16 protein-coding genes are annotated in these 19,593 nt (G+C 70.7%); 11 read left to right on the top strand and 5 right to left on the bottom strand.

The features are described from left to right. Positions 1-288: 288 nt before the first annotated feature. Positions 289-1,902 carry an MFS transporter gene (locus IH68_RS0119440; protein WP_030936812.1) on the bottom strand — a complete coding sequence of 538 codons (1,614 nt, stop codon included), beginning with the start codon at positions 1,900-1,902 and terminating at the stop codon, positions 289-291. A gap of 187 nt (positions 1,903-2,089) precedes the next feature. Here IH68_RS0119440 and IH68_RS0119435 point away from each other — a divergent pair, with 187 nt between their 5' ends. Beyond that, on the top strand, positions 2,090-2,728 hold the full coding sequence (locus IH68_RS0119435; protein ID WP_030936810.1) for a TetR/AcrR family transcriptional regulator: 639 nt from the start codon (positions 2,090-2,092) through the stop codon (positions 2,726-2,728). A 37-nt stretch (positions 2,729-2,765) separates the two neighbouring features. Beyond that, a complete protein-coding gene (locus tag IH68_RS0119430) occupies positions 2,766-3,548 on the top strand; it encodes a DUF2993 domain-containing protein (RefSeq protein ID WP_030936808.1) in 783 nt (260 codons plus the stop codon). Between the two features lie 5 nt (positions 3,549-3,553). On the opposite strand, the gene IH68_RS0119425 is transcribed toward IH68_RS0119430, so the two are convergent. After that, the gene (locus IH68_RS0119425; protein ID WP_030936805.1) at positions 3,554-4,189 is read right to left on the bottom strand and encodes a TetR/AcrR family transcriptional regulator; all 636 of its coding nucleotides are present in this window, start codon (positions 4,187-4,189) and stop codon (positions 3,554-3,556) included. Positions 4,190-4,323: 134 nt separating this feature from the next. Here IH68_RS0119425 and IH68_RS0119420 point away from each other — a divergent pair, with 134 nt between their 5' ends. Genes IH68_RS0119420 through IH68_RS0119400 form a run of 5 tightly spaced genes read left to right on the top strand, consistent with a single transcriptional unit; the run spans position 4,324 to position 10,352 of the window. Beyond that, complete coding sequence (locus IH68_RS0119420; protein WP_030936803.1) at positions 4,324-5,466, top strand: VOC family protein; 1,143 nt, start codon at positions 4,324-4,326, stop codon at positions 5,464-5,466. A 36-nt stretch (positions 5,467-5,502) separates the two neighbouring features. Beyond that, complete coding sequence (locus tag IH68_RS0119415; RefSeq protein WP_030936801.1) at positions 5,503-6,441, top strand: fumarylacetoacetate hydrolase family protein; 939 nt, start codon at positions 5,503-5,505, stop codon at positions 6,439-6,441. Between the two features lie 19 nt (positions 6,442-6,460). After that, complete coding sequence (locus IH68_RS0119410; RefSeq protein ID WP_030936799.1) at positions 6,461-8,047, top strand: bifunctional 3-(3-hydroxy-phenyl)propionate/3-hydroxycinnamic acid hydroxylase; 1,587 nt, start codon at positions 6,461-6,463, stop codon at positions 8,045-8,047. Further along, complete coding sequence (locus tag IH68_RS0119405) at positions 8,044-10,011, top strand: acetoacetate--CoA ligase (RefSeq protein WP_030936797.1); 1,968 nt, start codon at positions 8,044-8,046, stop codon at positions 10,009-10,011. The genes IH68_RS0119410 and IH68_RS0119405 overlap by 4 nt, the downstream gene beginning before the upstream one ends. Next, a complete protein-coding gene (locus IH68_RS0119400) occupies positions 10,008-10,352 on the top strand; it encodes a DoxX family protein (protein ID WP_030936795.1) in 345 nt (114 codons plus the stop codon). The genes IH68_RS0119405 and IH68_RS0119400 overlap by 4 nt, the downstream gene beginning before the upstream one ends. Positions 10,353-10,839: 487 nt before the next feature. On the opposite strand, the gene IH68_RS0119395 is transcribed toward IH68_RS0119400, so the two are convergent. After that, positions 10,840-11,745, bottom strand: coding sequence for a LysR family transcriptional regulator (locus IH68_RS0119395; protein WP_030936794.1), 906 nt, complete (start codon positions 11,743-11,745; stop codon positions 10,840-10,842). A 241-nt stretch (positions 11,746-11,986) separates the two neighbouring features. Here IH68_RS0119395 and tcuA point away from each other — a divergent pair, with 241 nt between their 5' ends. Further along, positions 11,987-13,459 (top strand): FAD-dependent tricarballylate dehydrogenase TcuA, encoded by a 1,473-nt coding sequence (gene tcuA, locus IH68_RS0119390; protein ID WP_030936793.1) that lies wholly within the window; start codon positions 11,987-11,989, stop codon positions 13,457-13,459. Between the two features lie 460 nt (positions 13,460-13,919). Here the strand turns inward: tcuA and IH68_RS0119385 are convergent, their stop codons facing one another. Further along, positions 13,920-15,713 carry a thiamine pyrophosphate-requiring protein gene (locus IH68_RS0119385; protein ID WP_030936792.1) on the bottom strand — a complete coding sequence of 598 codons (1,794 nt, stop codon included), beginning with the start codon at positions 15,711-15,713 and terminating at the stop codon, positions 13,920-13,922. A 256-nt stretch (positions 15,714-15,969) separates the two neighbouring features. Here IH68_RS0119385 and IH68_RS0119380 point away from each other — a divergent pair, with 256 nt between their 5' ends. Then, positions 15,970-16,764, top strand: a complete 795-nt coding sequence (locus IH68_RS0119380; RefSeq protein ID WP_030936791.1) for an RNA polymerase sigma factor SigF — start codon at positions 15,970-15,972, stop codon at positions 16,762-16,764. Here IH68_RS0119380 and IH68_RS0119375 read toward each other — a convergent pair. Then, the gene (locus IH68_RS0119375) at positions 16,745-17,860 is read right to left on the bottom strand and encodes a PAS domain-containing protein (protein ID WP_030936790.1); all 1,116 of its coding nucleotides are present in this window, start codon (positions 17,858-17,860) and stop codon (positions 16,745-16,747) included. The genes IH68_RS0119380 and IH68_RS0119375 overlap by 20 nt on opposite strands. Positions 17,861-17,948: 88 nt before the next feature. Here IH68_RS0119375 and IH68_RS0119370 point away from each other — a divergent pair, with 88 nt between their 5' ends. Together IH68_RS0119370 and IH68_RS0119365 are read left to right on the top strand one after the other, a co-directional pair. Next, complete coding sequence (locus IH68_RS0119370; RefSeq protein ID WP_030936789.1) at positions 17,949-18,668, top strand: ANTAR domain-containing response regulator; 720 nt, start codon at positions 17,949-17,951, stop codon at positions 18,666-18,668. A 178-nt stretch (positions 18,669-18,846) separates the two neighbouring features. Then, positions 18,847-19,584: a hypothetical protein gene (locus IH68_RS0119365; RefSeq protein WP_030936788.1), complete on the top strand. Its 738-nt coding sequence runs from the start codon at positions 18,847-18,849 to the stop codon at positions 19,582-19,584. The last annotated feature ends 9 nt before the right edge of the window (positions 19,585-19,593 follow it).

The raw sequence follows: 19,593 nt of genomic DNA, 5'->3' as shown, positions 1-19,593 counted from the left end.
ACGCTGCACCGCCCAACTCGGCGTCAAGCCAGTGGTCCCAAACCAAGCCGCCCCCGAAGCCACCCCACAGCGCCTGATCTTCGACAGTCATCCTGGAACTGGGCCCGGTCGGGGTCACTTCGGAGGTCCGCTGAATGCCACCCCAGCCATCCGGGACGGTCAGCAAAAAAGGGGACGGTGCCGGATGTCCCCTCCCGGCACCGTCCCGGGGCCGTGCGCCGCTCAGGCACAGCCCGTTCTGGGGATGGAGGAGGCCGGAATCAGGTTCCGGCCTCCGACGTACGAGGCTCAGGCGTCCACGGTCTCGCTCTGCTCCTCGGTGGCCGCTGCCACATCTTCCTCACCGTGCTTGGTGGTGTGCTTGCGGCCGGGCAGGACGGCGACGACGATCAGGGTTCCGGCGGCCATGATGATGCCGCCGATGAGACTGGTGTGGGCGATGGCGTGGGCGAAGGACTCGTGCACCGCTCCCAGCAGGGTCTGGGCCTGCTCGGCGCCGCCCTGGGGGTTCTTGGCGACCTGCTCGGCGACCGCGATGCCACCGCCGACGGAGTCCTTGGCGGTGTCCATGGCCGCGGCAGGGAGATGGCCGCCGACCAGGTCGGTGAGCTTGTCCTTGTAGGACGTGGCCAGCAGCGAGCCGAGGATGGCGATGCCCAGGGCGCAGCCGAGTTCCAGGGCGGTGTCGTTGGCGCCGCCGCCGACGCCCAGTTCGTCCTCGGGGAAGGAGCCCATGATGGTGTCGGTGGCCGGGGACAGGCTCAGGCCGATGGCGAAGCCGAGGAGCAGCAGGGGCGTCAGGAAGTCGGTGTAGGTCGAGCCCGTCTCGATCCGGGTGAGCAGGAAGACGCCCACGGTGCCGATCACCATGCCGGTGCCGACCATGATCTTCACGCCGAGCTTCGGAGCCAGCTTGCCGGTGACGGCGGCGCCGACGAACACGGCTCCGGCCAGCGGCAGCAGGCGGATGCCGGTGTCGAGGGCGTCGTAGCCGAGGACGAACTGCAGGAACTGGGTGGAGTAGTAGATCGAGCCGAAGGTGCCGAAGAAGAAGAACAGCACCGCCATCATCGAGCCACTGAAGGGACGCTCGGTGAACTTGCGCACGTTCAGCATGGGGTTGGGGTGCTTCAGCTCCCAGGCGACGAAGGCCAGCAGGCCCACGCCGGCGACGACGGCCGCGGTGATGGGGCCGACGCCCCAGCCGAAGTGCGGGCCCTCGATGGTCGCGTAGACGAGGGAACCGACCGACACCATCGACAGCAGACCGCCGACATAGTCGATGCGGCCCATGCCCTCCGCCTTCGACGGCGGCACGAGCAGCAGCGCGCCGACGACGCCGAGGACGGCGACGGGGACGTTCATCAGGAACGTCGAGCCCCAGGCGTGGCTCTCCAGCAGCCAGCCGGCGGCCAGCGGACCGGCGGCGATGGCGAGGCCGGAGGTCGCGGACCAGGCGGTGATCGCCTTGGCGCGCTCGGCGCGCGGGAAGATCGCGACCAGCAGCGAGAGGGTGGCCGGCATGACGATGGCGGCACCGACGCCCATGATCGCGCGGGCGGTGATGACGAGGTTCGTCTCATCGACCAGGCCGCCCATCACCGAACCTCCGGCGAAGATCAGCAGGCCGAGGACGAGGGCGCCGCGGCGGCTGTACTTGTCGCCGATCGCGCCCAGCACCAGCATCAGCGCGGCGTAGGGGACGGTGTAGCCGTCGATCACCCACTGCAGGTCACTGCTGGACAGCCCCAGAGCCTTGGTCATGTCGGGGGCGGCCACGACCAGTGACGTGTTCGCCATGACGACGATCAGCAGGCTCAGGCACAGGACCAGCAGGGCCCACCAGCGGCGGTGGTAGGGCTCCGTCATCTTCTCGACGGGTGTGTTCGGAAAGAGCGGCATGGTCAGGCTCCTCAGCAGGAGGTGAAGCGGAGGCTTCGGGGGTGCGGAATCGATGGGATCGGTGCACGCGGGGCCAAGAGGGGCCCGGCACCAGGGGCAGCTAATTGCCCGTTGATGTGCAGACTAGTTTATTGCTCGCCAATGTGCAACTATCGAGTCGCCCTCCCCCGCCTACCGGAGGTTCGACATGATCCACGCACACCTGACAGCCGCCCCGGAACGCAGCCGCACCCTGCTCACGCGGGCCCGCATCCTGGAGGCGGCCCGGCAGGAACTCAGCCGTGACCCCGACAGCAGCCTCGGCGACATCGCCGAGGCGGCAGGGGTGGTGCGCCGTACGGTCTATGGCCACTTCAACGGCCGGGCCGCACTGATGGAGGGGCTGGTGGAGGAGGCCACGTGGGCCTTGCGGCAGGCGCTCGCGGTCCCACGCGCACCGGTGGCAGATGCCGTCACGGAGTTGGCGCGCTTCGTCCTCGCGGTGTGGCCCGTCGGAGATCGCTACCGCATCCTGCTCCGCCTCGCTCCCCAGGACCTCGGGGCTGACCGGCTCGCTGAAGTCCTGGCCCCCGCGCGGGACATGGCGGAGGCGATCATCGGCCGGGGGCAACGGCAGGGCGCCTTTCAGACCGGCGCACCCCCGGTCGTCCTGACCCGGGCACTGGAGGGGTACCTGCTAGGGCTTCTGGACTGCGTGAACAGCGAGGTCTGGAGCGACGACGGCACCAGCACCGCGACCGCCGCCCTGATCGCGATGGGCGTGGCCGGAGACAGTGCTGCGGCATGCGTCCACGGGCTTGTCCGCCCCGCGGGCGGCGCCGCGTAGGCACGCACTTCCCGAACACCACTCGAAGAGGAACACCATGTATCAGTCCCACCACGACGAGCAGTACGCCGGCGAGCCCTACTACGGCGACGGCTCCATCTATGCGAGCCCTCCGACCCGGACCAGGCGGCGCATGATCATCGCCGCCGCGTCCCTGGCGGCCCTGCTGGTCGGCGGAGTCTCGGTCGACCGGATCGCCGCAGCTCGCGCGGAGAGCCGTACGGCCAAGGCGTTCCAGGACGGCATGGGAACCGCCGATCGGCCGTCAGTGCACGTCAGGGGCTTTCCCGTACTGAACGAACTGGCTGCGGGCAGCCTGGACCATGTCGACCTGACCGCCCACGACATTCCGGCCGCCGGCAGCACCCGGCCCCTCCCGGTGACGAAGCTGACGGTCGGGATGGACGGGCTGAAGACGTCGGGGAGCGCCGACGAGGCTCACGCGGACGGCGTCACGGCGACCGCGTTCCTGTCGTACGCGGACGTGTCGAGGGCGCTCGGCGTGCGGGTGTCGCAGGGGGAGGAGTCCCGCCGGGTCGACGCGACCGCGAGTCTGCCGCTCGTCGGCGACGTGACCGTGAGCGCGGCCGTCTCGGCGGCCGGCGGCAACCGCATCGCCTTCACGGACGTACGCGCGGAGCAGGGTGAATTGCTCCCTCCGCTGAAGTCACTGCTCGACAAGGCCCTGGACGAGCCCATACCGCTGCAGAACGTGCCCGAAGGGCTCCAGCTGCGGTCGGTCACCACCAGCGAGGACGGAATCGACGCCCGCTTCACAGGCCGCTCGGTCACGTTCCACCCGGACTCGTCGTCCGCGTGAGGTCGTCAGGCGGCGTCAGGCAGGGGGCGTCGGGCGACCTCGTAGGCGTCGTCCGCGGGCAGGCCCAGCATCCGCAGGACCATCTCGGCGAGGTTGACCGCGGCCTCGTCGCCGTCCACCTCGGGGCGGGCGAACCGCAGCTCCACCAGGGACAGCAGGGTTCCGCCCAGTGCGGACAGGGCGACCACGGGGTCGACGGGCGTGAAGCGGCCGGAGGCGATGCCGACCTGGAGATCACGCAGGGCGCGTCGGGCCAGTCCCTTGCCCGAGTGGATGTGCGCGAGGCCACGGCGGCGCAGGACCTGCATCAGCTCCGGGTGGGAGTCGGCCATGCGGGCACTGAGCCGGAAGCCGCCCGCGACCCGCTCCGCCGGGTCGTCGATCCCCGTCAGACGCTCGTCGAATTCCTGCGCGAACTCCTCGAGGGCGTCGATCACCGCCGTCTCGAACAACTCCGCCTTGGAGTCGAAATGGTTGTAGAAGGAGCCGAAGCCCACGTCCGCGCGCTCGGCGATCGCCTGGATGCTCGCGCTGGTGTCGCCGCTCTCGGCGAGTATCTGCCGGGCCGCTCGCACGAGAGCTCCACGGGTCTCTGCGCGACGTCGCTCGAACCGGTTGCTGGGCGGGGCTGACGTAGACATGCGCAGAGTCTAACGGTTGCACGATGGCGATCGCAGTCCTGATGAATTCATCATTTCCTGCGGCGAACGTCTTGACGACGGAACTGTCACAGTTGATGATTTCCTCATTACGGCAATGTTGCTCGGAGGGCACCATGTCTGAAACACGCGTCAACGGGGACGTCATCACGGCCCACCAGGACCTCCACAGTGAGCAGGGCGCCCTGCGCGGCGAGCACCCCGGCCGCTCCCGGAATCCCGTGATCAAGGTGGCGGACCTGGCCTGGCTGGAGTTCGAGAAGCCCGACCTGGACCGGGCGGAGGTCTTCGCCCGCGACTTCGGCTTCGGCGTCGCCGGGCGCACCGCGAGCGAGCTGTGGCTGCGGGGCACCTTCGCGGGCTCGCCCTGCATGGTGATCCGGCGCGGCCGCACGTCCCGCTTCATCGGTCCGGCGTTTCGCGCCGCCGAGCGGGGCGATCTGGACCGGCTGGCCCGCGCGACGGGCAGGGACGTGCGGGACGCCGACGTTCCTGGTGGTGGCAAGGTGGTCGACCTGCTCGACCCGTCGGGCTTCCCGGTGCGTGTGGTGCACTGCAGCGAGCGGCTGCCCGCGCTGCCGGAACAGCAGCCGCTGCTGCTCAACTTCGGTACGGATCACCGTCGTACGAACACCACGCAGCGGCCGCCGCGCGAGCCGTCCCGCATCCAGCGGCTGGGCCATGTGGTGCTGGAGACGCGGGTGTTCGGCCGGGCCCTGGACTGGTACCTGGACACCCTCGGGATGATCGTGTCCGACTTCCTGTTCCTGGACGGGCAGCGCGGGCGCGGGCCGACGATGGCGTTCATCCGCTGCGACCTGGGCGGTGTGCCGGCCGACCACCACACCCTCGCGATGCACCTGGGGCCGGGGACGGGGTATGTCCACTCCGCCTACCAGGTCACCGACCTCGACTCCATCGCCGCCGGCGGCGAATACCTCAAGGAGCGCGGATACAAGCGCAGTTGGGGCATCGGCCGGCACATCCAGGGCAGCCAGCTCTTCGACTACTGGCGCGACCCCGACCACTTCATGCTGGAGCACTTCGCCGACGGCGACCTGTTCTCCTGCGACGTCGAGCCCGGCTGGGCGCCCATGTCGACCAGCGGACTGGCCCAGTGGGGCCCGCCGGCCACCCGCGACTTCCTCGGCGCGAGCCCCTCCCCGCAGCGGGTCCGCGATGTCATCGAGGCCCTGCGCGGCGACAACGAGATGGACCCGGCACGACTGTTCGGCCTGCTCAAGGCCGCCAACTCCTGACCCCCGCACGCGAATCCCCCTCACAAAGGCACTGACATGAGCACCAATGTCCTGCGCACCGCTGACGGCTGGTGGGTCGTCCTCGGCGAACGCGCCGTCCCGGTCGACACCAAGGCCGCCACCACCGCCGAACTGCTCGCCGACCGGGACGCCGTCCGGGAGGCCGCTGCCTCCGGCGGGCCGGGCACTCCGGTCGCCGATCTGGCCGCCCTCTCGCCGGTCACCACGCCCTGCCGGGTGGTCGCCCAGATGGTCAACTACCGCAGCCACGCCCGTGATTCGGGTTTCAAGGGCGACATCCCGCCCGCGTTCTTCCGCAAGGCGTCCGGCTCAGTCAGCGGCCCCGGCGACGCCGTCGTCCGCCCCTCCCATGTGAAGTTCCTCGACTACGAGATCGAGCTCGGGCTCGTGATGGGCGCGCCGCTGCCCGTCGGCACCGTGGTCGAGGAGCGGGACCTGCCGTCGTACGTCGCCGGACTGGTGATCACCAACGACGTCAGCGCCCGTGAGGTGCAGCTGACCAAGACGCAGTTCTACGAGAGCAAGTCGTACCCCACCTTCACGCCGACCGGCCCGTACCTGACGCTGCTGGAGCCGGAGGACTTCGCCCATCTCCTGGACCTGCGGCTGAAGTTGAGCGTCAACGGCGAGCTCCGCCAGGACCGCACCCTGGCCGACATGATCGTCCGCCCGGCACAGGCGCTGACCCTGCTGGCCCGCTTCCAGACCCTGGACGCCGGCGACCTGCTGCTCACCGGCACTCCCGGTGGCACGGCCCTGAAGGCGCCGCCGAAGGCCGTCGAGAAGATCGGCGCGCTGCTGCCGCCCGCCGTGAAGTGGAAGGCGTTCTTCAAGAGCCAGGCGAAGAACCCGCACTACCTGAGTCCGGGCGACGTGATCACGGCGACGATCGCGACCCCCGACGGCCGCATCGACCTCGGCGGGCAGCGCACGCCCGTCGCGGCCGCGAACTAATACCCGAGGTGAGCCGCACATGACCGTCGATGAAGCCGCACGTGTGCCCGTCGTGATCGTCGGGGCCGGGCCGGTGGGCGTGACCGCCGCCCTTCTGCTGGCCCGGCGCGGAGTCCGCAGTGTCGTCCTCGAACGCCACCGGGATGTCTATCCGCTCCCGCGCGCCGTCGCCAATGACGACGAGATCCACCGGATCCTCCAGGCCGCCGGAGTCGGCGAGGAGTTCACCGCGATCTCCCGGCCGGCGAACGGACTACGGCTGCTGGATGCCCGGCACCGGGTGATGGCCGAGTTCCGCCGCTCCCCGCAAGGGCACCACGGGTATCCGCAGTCCAGCATGTTCGACCAGCCCGAGCTGGAACGCGTACTGCGCGACGCCCTGGCTCGGCGCCCGGAGTGCGAACTGCGCGGCGGCGTGGAGGTCACCGCCGTCGGCCCGGACACCACAGGCCCCGTACGCGTCACCTACCGTGACGACGATCGCGAGCATGAGCTGTGGGCCGACGCGGTCCTCGGCTGCGACGGCGCCAACAGCCTCACCCGCGAAGCCATCGGCGGCGCCTGGGAGGACCTGCACTTCGAGGAGAAGTGGACCGTCATCGACGCCGAGACCACGGGCCCCGTCCGTTGTTGGGAGGGCGTCGACCAGGTCTGCGACCCGGACCAGCCGGGGACCTTCATGCGGGTGAACGAGACCCGCTACCGCTGGGAGTTCCGGCTCCGTGAAGGAGAAGGGCAGGAGACGGTCCGCGAAGTGATCGCCCCGTGGCTGCCGCCCTCGTACGACGGGGACTTCGAGGTGGTCCGCGAGACGCAGTACACCTTCCGGGCCCGCGTCGCCGACCGCTGGCGCAGCGGACGGGTCTTTCTGCTCGGAGACGCCGCCCACCTCACCCCGCCGTTCATCGGACAGGGCCTGTGCTCGGGACTGCGAGACGCCTACAACCTCACCTGGAAACTCGCCCGCGTCCTCCAGCAGGGCGGCGACGAACGGCTGTTGGACAGCTATGAGAGCGAACGCAGGCCGCACGCACGGCGTGTGGTCCGCCTCGCGGTCGCCATGGGCTGGGCCATGACCGGTGGCCAGGACGGTGCCGCCGCGCTCCGCCGCCGAGCGCTGGCCGCCGCCTGCCGCATACCCGGCCTGACCGAGCTGGCCGGCCGCGACCTCAGCCCACCCCTGACCACCGGACCGCTCGTACGGCGCAGTGTCCGCCGAAGGCTGGCGGGCACACACTGCCCCCAACCATGGGTGAGCGTCGCCGGACGGCCCACCCGGCTCGACGAGGCGCTCGGCGACTCCTTCGCCGTACTGACCGCCACCGAGCCCGGCCCTTCCCTGACCGCGCTCGCCCACAGTCTCGGCGTTCACGCCGTACCGGTGACCGACCTCGGCGACGACGGCACCCTCGCAGCCTGGCTGCGCGCCGGACACGCAGATGCGGTCCTGCTGCGGCCCGACCGGGTCGTCATGGACATCGTCCCGGCAGGCGGCCGCGACTTCACCTCGACCGCCGCCTGGGCAACCCTCCTGCACACCACCCGAAGCCCTGTCCCTTCCGAACGGACGGCCCCGAAAAGCCTGTTGAGGAGTACGACGCGATGAGCACGCCCTTCTTCACACCCGATCCGGAGACGGCGGCCGCCAGTCGCATCGCGGACTTCGCCCGGCTCCAGGGCATGGACCCGGAGGACTATGCCACCCTGCATCAGTGGTCGGTCACCGACCTGGAGGGCTTCTGGGGCGCGGTGTGGGAGTACTTCGACATCAACGCCGACACCCCGTACGACCAGGTGCTGGCCGAGGAGCGGATGCCGGGCGCCCGCTGGTTCCCCGGCGCCACCCTCAATTACGCCCACCATGCCCTGCGTAACCTGGCCGACGACGACGTGGCGATCATCGCCCTCGACGAGACCGGTGCCGGATACGAGGTGACCGGCGCCCGGTTGCGTGCCCTGGTGGCGTCCGTGGCCGCCACCCTGCGCGATCTCGGTGTCGGCAAGGGCGACCGGGTGGTCGGCTATCTGCCCAACACCCCGCACGCCATCGTCTCGTTCCTCGCCGCAGCGAGCCTGGGCGCCGTGTGGTCGGTGTGCGGTCAGGACTACGCCCCCAAGGCCGCCGCCGACCGCTTCGCCCAGCTCGAACCCACCGTCCTGATCGCCGCCGACGGCTATCTCTTCAACGGCACTACCCACGACCGCCGCGACGCAGTCCTCGAACTCGCCCACGCCCTCCCCACGTTGAAGGCGACCCTGCTGGTGGACCACATGGGCCTGCCCTGGCCGTCGCAGGCGTACCCGTCGCTGGTGGTCCCCTGGGAGGATGCCTCCACCCGTACCGAGGAACTCGCCTGTGTACCGGTCCCGTTCGACCACCCGCTGTGGGTCGTGTTCTCCTCCGGCACCACCGGCCTGCCCAAGGGCATCGTCCATAGCCACGGCGGCGTGCTGCTGGAGCACCTGAAAACCCTGGGGCTGCACTCGGACTTGGGCCCCGGCGACCGCCTCCTCTGGTACACCACCACCCACTGGATGATGTGGAACCTTGTCGCCTCCACTCTCCTGACCGGCGCGACGACCTGTACGTACGACGGCAGCCCGGCGCCCTTCGCCAAGCTCGACGTCCTGTGGGAGCTGGCCGCCCGCCACCGGGTCACCGTCTTCGGTACCAGCCCCCAATACCTGCTGGGCATGGCCAAGTTCGGCATCGACCCGTCCGTCCACGACCTGTCGTCGATCCGCGTCGTCGGCTGCACCGGCTCCGCGCTGCCTGCCTCCGCCTACCCCTGGGTCCGCGAGCACGTCGGCGAGCACGTTCTGCTGGCCTCCATCAGCGGCGGCACCGACATCGTCTCCGGGTTCGCGGGCAGCGCCCCCAACACCCCGGTCTGGGCAGGCGAGTTGTCCGCGCCGCACCTGGGCGTGGCGCTGGCCGCGTACGACGCCGAGGGCTTCCCCGTCTTCGACCAGGTCGGCGAGCTGGTCGTCACCCGGCCCATGCCCTCGATGCCGCTGTACTTCTGGAACGACCTGGAGGGCACCCGCTACCACGACGCCTACTTCTCGGCGTACCCCGGGGTGTGGCGACACGGCGACTGGATCACGGTCACGGGTCACGGCTCGGTGATCATCCACGGCCGCTCCGACTCGACGCTCAACCGCAACGGTGTACGGCTCGGCAGCGGCGACATCCATGATGTCGTCGAACGTCTCCCCGAGATCGCCGAGGCCCTGGTCATCGGCGCGGAGGAGCCGGACGGCGGCTACTGGATGCCGCTGTTCGTGGTCCCGGCGGCCGGGGTGACCCTGGACGACTCCCTGCGCGAGAAGATCCGCGACGCCGTCCGCACCGGCGCCTCACCCCGCCACGTCCCCGACGAGATCCTCGAAGTGCCGGGCATCCCGCACACACGCACCGGCAAGAAGCTGGAGGTCCCGATCAAGCGACTGCTCCAGGGCGCCACGGTGGAGCAGGTCGTCAACCCGGCCACCGTGGACAGCCCCGAACTCATCGACCACTACGTCCGGCTGGGCGCCGAGCGCCGCAAGGGCAGGTCCGCCTCATGACCACCGTGCTCGCCGTCGCCCTGTCCCTGGTCTTCCTTCCGCTGGGGCTGGCGAAGCTCGCCTCGGCGCCGGTCATGCGCCAGGCGGCGGCCCATCTCGGCATGTCGGTACGGCTCTATCGCGTCGTCGGCGCGCTGGAGGTGGCCGGGGTCGCCGGTCTGCTGACGGGGCTGACCTGGATGCCGCTGGGCGTGGCCGCAGCGACCGGCCTCGCCCTGCTGATGGCCGCGGCGGCGGTGGTCCACCTGCGCCACGGCGACCCGCCGGTCCGGGCCGTCCCGGCCGCCGTACTGGCCCTGATCTCCTTGACGTACGCGGCAACGGCGATGACCGTCGGCTGACGCGTCCTGTACGGCCGGGCACGGGCAGCCCCCTGTGAGGGCGGCGGCCGCCCCTCCCCGGCTCCGCGCGGGCGGCCATCGCACACCGGCCTTGCACTCCCCCGGGGCTGGGGCGGCCCGCGCCGACGTCCGGGGCCTGCGAGACGGCTGGGCTCGACAGGCCCCGGACGTGCTTACCGGTCGAGGACCGGCGCGAGACGACTCTCATGACTCACGCTGCCACACCATCGGCTGCACGGCCGACACGCTCACGTGGGTCCCGCCCATCCCGCGATAGCTCCCGCTGGTCGGCGAGAGGTTTGACGCCCGTCGGTGCGACCGCGCGGACTCCACGGCCTGAGGTCGATCATCCTCGCCTGGCGCCGGAGGGCATGCAGGCCTCGACGGCGACGCCCGCGTCCGTTCGCGCAGCTCGGCGGTCACGGGGTCCTGGGCATGCCCCGCGGGACGGCGGCGATCGCCGGCCGTCACGCCGCGGAACGCCTGTCTAGGAACGCAGTGTCCCGGCGGTCTCGATGAACAGTTCCGCGATGGCCTTGGCCGACGGTGTCGGTGGATTGTCGCGCAGCCGGGTGAGCAGGATGCGGCGAACCGGGGCCGCGGGGCCCAGGTCGATGGTGGTGACGTCGTCCCGCAGGCTGGCCAGGGCGAACCTGGGGGCGAGCGTGATGCCCAGGCCGACCGCCGCCATGGCCTGGGCCTCCTGGTAGTCGTGTGCCCGGTAGGCGATCTTCGGCTCGAAGCCGGCGGCACGGCAGCTACGGGTGAGCAGCTCGGCGACCGGGTGATCGCCCCGGACGATCCAGTTCTCCTCGGCCAGCTCCTCGAAACCGGCGGAGTGCCGGGCGGTGAGCGGGTGGCTGGTGGCGACGACCAGGCAGGTGTGGTCGTCCAGCAGATGGGTGACATCGAGGTTGGTCTCGTCCAGGCGCCGCCACGGGTAGTCCCACATCAAGGACAGCTCGATCTCCCGGCTCTCGAGGAGGTCCGTCAGGCCGGCGTTGCGGTCGCTGTGCACGGCCAGCTCAACCTGCGGGTACCGGGTGCGAAAGGCGCGCACGACGCGGGGCAGCAGGGATGCGGCGATGGTGGGGAAGGTACCGATGTGCAAGGTCCCGCTGTGCAGGCCCGCGATGTCATCGAGGGATCGGCGTGCGGCTCGCAACTGGCGATCGATCCGTGCGGCATGCTCGGCCAGAGTGCGGCCGGCCTCGGTGAGCGTGACGCCCCGGGGGTGCCGCGCGATCAGCGGCTGCCCGGCTTCCGCTTCCAGCCTGCTGATCTGCTGGGACACCGCCGAGGGCGTATAGCTCAGGGCGATCGAGGCCGCCGTGATGGAGCCCCGGCGAGCCACCTCGGCCAGCACCAGCATGCGGCGTACATCGAGGCTCATCGCGACCGCCTTAAGCATTTGTGAAAGCAGCTTCAGTTTCTTTCGATTGTACTGATGGTGCTGCTGGCGCATCGTCGTACTGCCCGGCGGGCGGGCCGCGCAGCCGTCAACCCGCCCGCCGGGCCCTGGTGAAAGAGATTCAAGCTGCGGTCGCGTACGCACACAGTCCCTGATCCGTACGCCCCAGCCCCGAAAAGATCTCCGATCCGGGCAACTGCTGTCCGAACCCAGGGGAGTACACATGACCGAGCAGTGGGACGTCGTCGTGGTCGGCGGCGGGAACGCCGGCTTCAGCGCGGCTCAGTCCGCCCGACAGCAGGGAGCACGGGTGCTGTTGCTGGAGAAGGCCCCCCGCCAATGGGCCGGAGGCAACTCCTACTTCACTGCCGGGGCGATGCGCACCAGCCACGGCGGGCTCACCGACCTCACCTCACTGGTCGAGCCACTTCCCGCGGACCGGGCAGGACGCGTCGACCTCGCCCCCTACACCGACGACGACTTCCTCGCCGACCTGACCCGGGTGACCCAGGGAAGGACCGACCCCGAACTCGCCCGGATCCTGGTCGGTGAATCCCGCGAGACGATGACCTGGCTGCGCAGCCTCGGCCTGCGATTCGAGCTCATGTTCCACCGGCAGGCTTACGAGGTGGACGGGCGCTACCGGTTCTGGGGCGGACTGGCCGTCGGCGTGGTCGGCGGGGGCAAAGGAATGATCGACCAGCACCTTGCCGCCGCCGATCGCAGCGGCATCGAAGTCCGCTTCGACAGCCCCGTCACCGGCCTGGCCACCGCAGCCGACGGCTCCGTTGGCGGCGTGATGCTCGCCGACGGGCAGCGCATCGAGGCCGACGGCGTGGTACTCACCAGCGGCGGCTTCGAGGCCAACCCGCAGATGCGGGCCGGCTACCTGGGCGCGGGCTGGGACCTGGCCCTGGTGCGCGGAACCCCGTACAACACCGGCGAGGGCATCCGCATGGCCCTGGCGGCCGGCGCGCAACCCTACGGCCACTGGAGCGGCTGCCACGCGGTGGCCTGGGACAGCCAGGCCCGAGCGACCGGCGACCGGGAGCTGACCAACCAACTCACCCGCGGCGGCTACCCGTTCGGCATCGTGGTCAACGCCGAGGGGCGCCGGTTCGTCGACGAGGGAGCGGACTTCCGCAACTACACCTACGCCAAGTACGGTGCCGAGATCCTCAAGCAACCGGCAGGCGTCGCCTACCAGCTCTTCGACGCGACGTCCGCGCCGCTGCTGCGCCCCGAGGAGTACGCCTCTGCGGGCATCACCAGGGTGGAGTCCGACACCGTGGAGGGCCTGGCCAAGGAACTCGGCATGGACGAGGGCCGGCTGGCGGAGACGGTTGAGCGGTTCAACGCCGCCGTTGTCCCCGGTCGCTTCGACCCGACGGTCAAGGACGGCTGCCGGACCGAGGGCATCACCCCTCCCAAGTCCAACTGGGCCCAGCCGCTGACCACTCCTCCGTACATCGCCTTCCCGGTGACCTGCGGCATCACCTTCACCTTCGGCGGGCTGCGGATCGACGCCGACGCGCACGTGCTGGACCTGAGCGGCCGCCCCGTCCCTGGTCTGTACGCGGCCGGCGAACTCGTCGGCGGGCTCTTCTGGTTCAACTACCCGGGAGGCTCCGGCCTCACCGCCGGTTCGGTGCTCGGCAGGCGCGCCGGGCGCTCAGCAGCCGCCGACACGCATTGACGGCGACGCCGCAACGGGTTGAATCACACGGTGTGTGGTAGATGCGGTGACCGCCTGCTTCGTCGATGAAGTCGGCCCGCGCGCCCCAGCGGTTGCTGACGCACGGCTGTGGCGATGACGCACGAAGCCTTCCGAGGGGCCTGGATTCGTCCTTGAAAGCGCCTCTGAGCTGCATGTTTCCCGGGTGGAGTCAGACTGCATACCTTCCCGATGACGCGTCACCTGGAGTGTGTGGCGATCCATGAGTCGACCGCCAAGGCCCCTGACCTGCGGTTTGGGGAATTGTCCCTTGGTTCGGCGACCTACTTCGGGAGTTGCAACGGGTGGACGTGGAGGGCATGCCTGAGCTGCGGTTTCCGGAGCTTCGGCAGCGGTCCGCGCGCCACACTGCGCTACTGAACTGACCACTGAACTGTTTCATGCGCTACTGAACTGTTCGAGGCCATTCAACAGATGGGGCCTAATGCTTCTCCCGCCCCGGCAGGAATTCCTGCACCTTCGCCTTCAGGCCCTGCCTGATAATGCCTCCGCGGTCCGCGTCGCCCTTCAGGATCGAGGCGGCCGTCGCCTCCATCTGCTCCCAGGTGGCGTGCGGCGGGATCGGTGGGACCGCAGGGTCCGTCAGGAACTCGATCACCGCGGGGCCGTCCGCCTCCAGACCGGCCCGCCAGCCCGCCTCGACGTCCTCCGGCTTCTCGACCCGGATGCCGGTCAGACCCAGCGAACGGGCGAACGCGGCGTACTGCACGTCCGGGATCTCCTGCGAGGGCAGGAAGGACGGAGCGCCCTCCATGGCCCGCATCTCCCACGTCACCTGGTTGAGGTCGTGGTTGTTGAACACGGCCACGACCAGCCGCGGGTCCTCCCACAGATCCCGGTACTTGGCGGCCGTGATCAGCTCCGCCATGCCGTTCATCTGCATCGCACCGTCCCCGACCAGCGCGATCGCGGGCCGGTCCGGGTGCGCGAACTTCGCGCCTATCGCGTACGGCACCCCGCAGCCCATCGTTGCGAGCGTGCCGGACAGCGAGGAGCGCATGCCCGGCCTCATGGTCAGGTGACGTGCGTACCAGTTGGCCGCCGAGCCCGAGTCGGAGCTGACGATCGCGTCGGCCGGCAGCAGCGCGTCCAGCACATGGGCGACGTACTCCGGGTTGATCGGGTCGGCCGACAGCTCCGCCCGCCGCCCCATCACCTCGCGCCAGCGCGTCACGTTCGCACACACCAGGTCGTGCCACTCACGCCCCCGCTCCTCACTCAGTAGCGGGATCAGCGCCTGCAGGGTCGCCTTCGCGTCTCCGACGAGATTCACTTCGTACGGATAACGCATGCCGACCATGTGCGGATCGATGTCGATCTGCACCCCGCGTGCCTTGCCGAAGTCCGGCATGAACTGCGTGTACGGGAAGGAGGAACCGATGGTCAGCAGGGTGTCGCAGTCCCGCATCAGCTCGTACGAAGGGCGCGTGCCCAGCAGGCCGATCGAGCCGGTGACGTAAGGGAGTTCGTCGCTGAGGACGTCCTTGCCGAGCAGCGCCTTGGCCACGCCGGCCTTCAGCAGTTCGGCGACCTGCTCGACCTCGGCGCGTGCCCCTGCGGCGCCCTGGCCTACCAGGATCGCCACCTTGTCACCGGAGTTGAGGATCTCGGCCGCCCGCCGGATGGACTCCTCGGACGGGATCGCCGTCCAGGCGGAGCGGTCCAGGCTGGAGGGCACCATCTTGAACTCGTGCGTGGGCGGGGAGTAGTCCAGCTCCTGGACGTCCCCGGGGATGATGATCGCTGTGGGGGCGTGGCGTGCGTACGCGGTGCGGATCGCCCGGTCGATGACGTTCGGCAGCTGCTCGGGGACCGTCACCGTCTCGATGAAGTCCGAGGCGACGTCCTTGAACAGGGTGTGCAGGTCGACCTCCTGCTGGTACGAGCCGCCCATCGCCGTGCGGTGCGTCTGGCCGACGATCGCCAGCACCGGCACATGGTCGAGCTTGGCGTCGTAGAGGCCGTTGAGCAGGTGGATCGCGCCGGGGCCCGAGGTCGCCGCACACACTCCGAGACGGCCGCTGAACTTGGCGTAGCCGACCGCCTCGAACGCGGACATCTCCTCGTGCCGGGACTGGACGAAGCGAGGCTTGTTCTCGGCCCGGCCCCAGGCGGCCAGCAGACCGTTGATGCCGTCTCCTGGGTAGCCGAAGACATGGTCCACACCCCACTCGCGCAGTCGCTGCAGGACGTGGTCGGAGACCTTGGTGCTCATGCGTCGACCTCCCGGGCCTTGACGTGATCGGACAGCTGTCGTCTGCGGGCCGAGTCACCCGGTGGGCCCCCGGAAAACATGTGGGGGTGTTTGCGGCCGAGGGCCCGGGGCAGGCGCAGTTCCAGTGCTTCGGACAGGAGGCACGTCCGTGGGAACGGCATCTGAGCCGCCCCGGCCGCGCCTGTCTCGAACGCGCGGCCGCACTCCCACGGTGACCGTCCACCCCAGAGCACCTTCAAGGGAGTTGCGACGCACCATGCCCACCAAAGTGAGCGCGAAGCACCACCCGCACGACGACGCCCCCGATACCGCCGACGCCTTCCGCAAACTCGCCAAGCTCCCCGCGGGCCAGCAGCGCGACACGCTGCGCGAGCAGATCGTCGAGGCCTGGCTGCCGATGGCGGAACGCCTCGCGGGACGCTTCCGCAGCCGGGGCGAGAGCTTCGAGGATCTGCGGCAGGTCGCCGCCCTCGGCCTGGTCAAGGCCGTCGACCGGTACAACCCCGAACTCGGCAACGCGTTCGAAAGTTACGCCGTGCCCACCATCACGGGCGAGATCAAACGGCACTTCCGGGACCACATGTGGACCCTGCACGTACCGCGCCGGGTGCAGGACCTGCGCAACCGCGTCCGGTTCGCCAGCCAGGACCTCTCCCAGACCATCCCGGGCCGCAGGCCCACCGTCGCGGAGATCGCCGAACACGCCAACATGAGCGAGGAGGACGTCCTGGTCGGACTGGAGGCGCTGGAGAGCTTCACCGCGCTCTCGCTCGACGCCGAACTGCCCGGCAGTGAGGACGGCTACTCGCTGAGCGACGCCCTCGGCTCGCCCGACCCCGCGCTGGACACGGTCGTGGACCGCGAGTCCGTCAAGCCCCGGCTGGCCGCGCTGCCCGAGCGGGAGCGGGCCATCCTGTACATGCGGTTCTTCGGCGACATGACGCAGAGCCGGATCGCCGAGCAACTCGGTATATCCCAGATGCATGTGTCACGACTGATCAGCCGGTGCTGCACGCGGATGCGGGACCAGATCATGCGCGAGGCCGCATAGCCAGTGCCAGATGGCGGGACATCAGGTCCATCGCCTGCGCCTCCGCCATCGAGAACGCCAGGCGGGGCCCGCACCGGAACAACGTGAGCACGCCTCGCACGGCGTCCCCGTCCTTCAGCGGCACGCACAGCAGTGAAGTGACGTCTGCTGCTACGAGGACGGGGGCGCCCGTCGCGGTCCGGCCGAGGGCGTCCGGGTCCGGCGGACGGATCTGCAGCGCCGGCGACCCGGTCCGGGCCGACTCGACGACCAGGGGGCAGTCGGCCGGATCCTGCCCTTCGAGCGCGGCCGCGTCCCCGTCCGGCGGGGCCAGCACGGCCGTGCGCGACAGGCCGCCCGACCCCGCATCGGCGATCACCCAGTCGGCGAACCTGCCGTGCAGGACCCGTGCCGCCGCCTCCAGGGCGCCCTGGCGGTCCGTGGTCAGCAGGGCCGTGGTCATCGCGTCCAGGAGGTCCATCACGGCCGCGTGCCGGGTGGTCTCGGCGAGGTCCGGGAGCTGCCGCGCCGGCGGGTCCACCGGCATGGCGGGGCCGCTGGGTCCGACCGGCTGGAGGACGACAAGGACCGTTGTGCGGGGCTCGCCGCTCGGGCGCACGGCCGCCAGCGTGGCGTGCACCGGGACGGACGGCTGCTGCTGGAGGCGGACGGTGAGACTGCGGTCGCCCTCGCCGCGGGCCACCGCCGCGGCCTGGGAACGGAACGCGGCCCGGTCGGCATGGGCGAGGAAACCGGTCAGCGGGCGGCCCGTCGCATAACCGGCGCGCACGCCGGTGAAGGCGGTCGCCGCGCCGTTCAGCCGCCGCACCACCGTCTCCTTGTCGACGAGCGCGACCGGGAGCGGGAGACGCTGGAACACAGTGCGCAGCAGCTGCTGCTCCTGACGGTCCGGCGAGGCGCCGGTGCGTACCGGGCCTGCTTCCGTCAGCCGCTCGTACCGGGGCCACAACTGGCCGACCACATGGTCGAGTTCGAAGATCGCCGCGTCCAGCACCGTGGGCAGGTCCCCGCTCGAGACCGATCTCGCCGTCTTCAACTCCGCGACGCGGCGCACAAAATCCGCGAGGTCTTCCCCGAACTCGTCCGTCTGCGTCATGCGACGAACGTAGCGCGACTCCCGTTCGAGACCACCGTTTTCGGACCGGGCGAGCGGGAAGGTGCGCGGGTGAGAGGAGGAGTGCACCATGCAGGACACCGGGCATCACACCGGCCGTTGGGACGCGGAGGCGACCGAGCCCGCTCTCCCGGGGCGGCGGCTGTCGGAACTGGTCGAGGAGGCCGCGCGCTGCACCGTCGAGTGCTGCGGAGCGAGCGGACTGGTGGCCGAGGGCGGCAGCGAACGGCCCGCGGCCGTCACCCACCCCGACCTCGCCCCGCTCGTCGCCGTGCAACTGCGCTCCGGGGACGGACCCATCCCGGCCGCCCTGGAACGCGGGGAGCCCGCCCGTTGCTCCGACCTGCTGCGCGAGGACCGCTGGCCCGAGTACCGCGCCCTCGCGCTCGACTCCGGGGTGCGCTCCAGCGTCACACTGCCCTTCCGGCGCTCCGGCCTGGCGGTGACGCTCAGCCTCTACAGCTTCCGGCCCGGCGCCCTGGAGGACGCCCCGCACGGGCCGGCCCGGGCGCTCGGCGACTTCGCCATGACGTGCCTGGTCCGTGACCGTTCCTACCGCGCCGCGCTCACCGAACTCGACCAGCTCGGCACCGCGCTGCGCTCCCGTCCCCTCGTCGACCAGGCCTGCGGCATCGTCATGCACGTGCTCGGCTGCGACGCGGACGCCGCCTTCGGTGTGCTGCGCCGCATCTCGCAGGGCAGCAACCGCAAGCTGTCCGACGTGGCGGCGGGGGTGGTCGAACGGCGGGGGAGGGGGTTGGAGAGGGACCTGGCCGCTCTTCTGAACTGAGGTCCCGCGAACCGGGGTCCTGACACCTGGGCGGGACGCGGGCTGTGTCACCCGCTCGGCGGCCCTTGTAGCGCGAATGGGGCTCGGCCGCGCGCGCCTGGCCGCCGGGCGGGCTGTGATGGGCTATGGGGCACGACTCCGTGCTCCTGAGAAGTCACCCGTCGAAGGAGCCCTCCCCATGCCTCGCACCGCCCGTGTCCTGTCCGTCGCCGCCCTGGCCGGTGCCACACTCGGCTTCGCCTCGGCCGCCTACGCGGACTCGGCCGCGGAGGCCGGCCCGAGCAGTTCCTCCCCCGGCGGCAGCGTCACCGTCTCGGTCGCCTGCGAAGCAACCGCCGGAGTGCCGCCCGCCACCGTCGACGCCGTCTCACAGGCCAACGCCCGGCGCGGGAACTCCGCGACCGTCGACGGCACCTGTGCGACGGCGCCCGGCGGCAAGGACAAGGCGTGGAGCACCGCTTCCCGCGTGAACCGCGGCGACGGCAGCGAGGGTGCCGGGCGTGGTGACGTCGGGGGTGACGGTGGTCTGGCCGGCGACAACGGTGGTGGCGGGCGTGGCGACGACGGGGGCGGTGCCGGCGGACTCGGTGACGACGGCGGCGGTGGCGTCGGACACGGAGACGACGGCGGCGGTGGCGGCGCCGATCTCGGCGGCGGCGATGTCGGCGGCGGTGGCGGCCATGACCAAGGCAAGCCCTGCACCGATCCGGACGCCGACTCCTGCGGCGGCGCGGGGATGCAGAACGGGACGGAGCACGGCATGCAGAACGGCAGGCAGCACGGCGTGGAGGCCGGTGCGGGCGGCACCTTCTCCGACTCCGTGCCCGCGCTCGTCGCCGGCGGCCTCCTGATCGCCGTCGCCCTGGGCGCCGCCGCCTACCGGCTGTGGCCCAAGGACTCCGCCTGGGACCACTGACCCGCGGGG

The organism is Streptomyces sp. NRRL S-646, assembly GCF_000720765.1.
Taxonomy (GTDB): domain Bacteria; phylum Actinomycetota; class Actinomycetes; order Streptomycetales; family Streptomycetaceae; genus Streptomyces.
The sequence above is the reverse complement of the archived record's forward strand: the minus strand, read 5'-3'. Positions and strand labels throughout refer to the sequence as shown.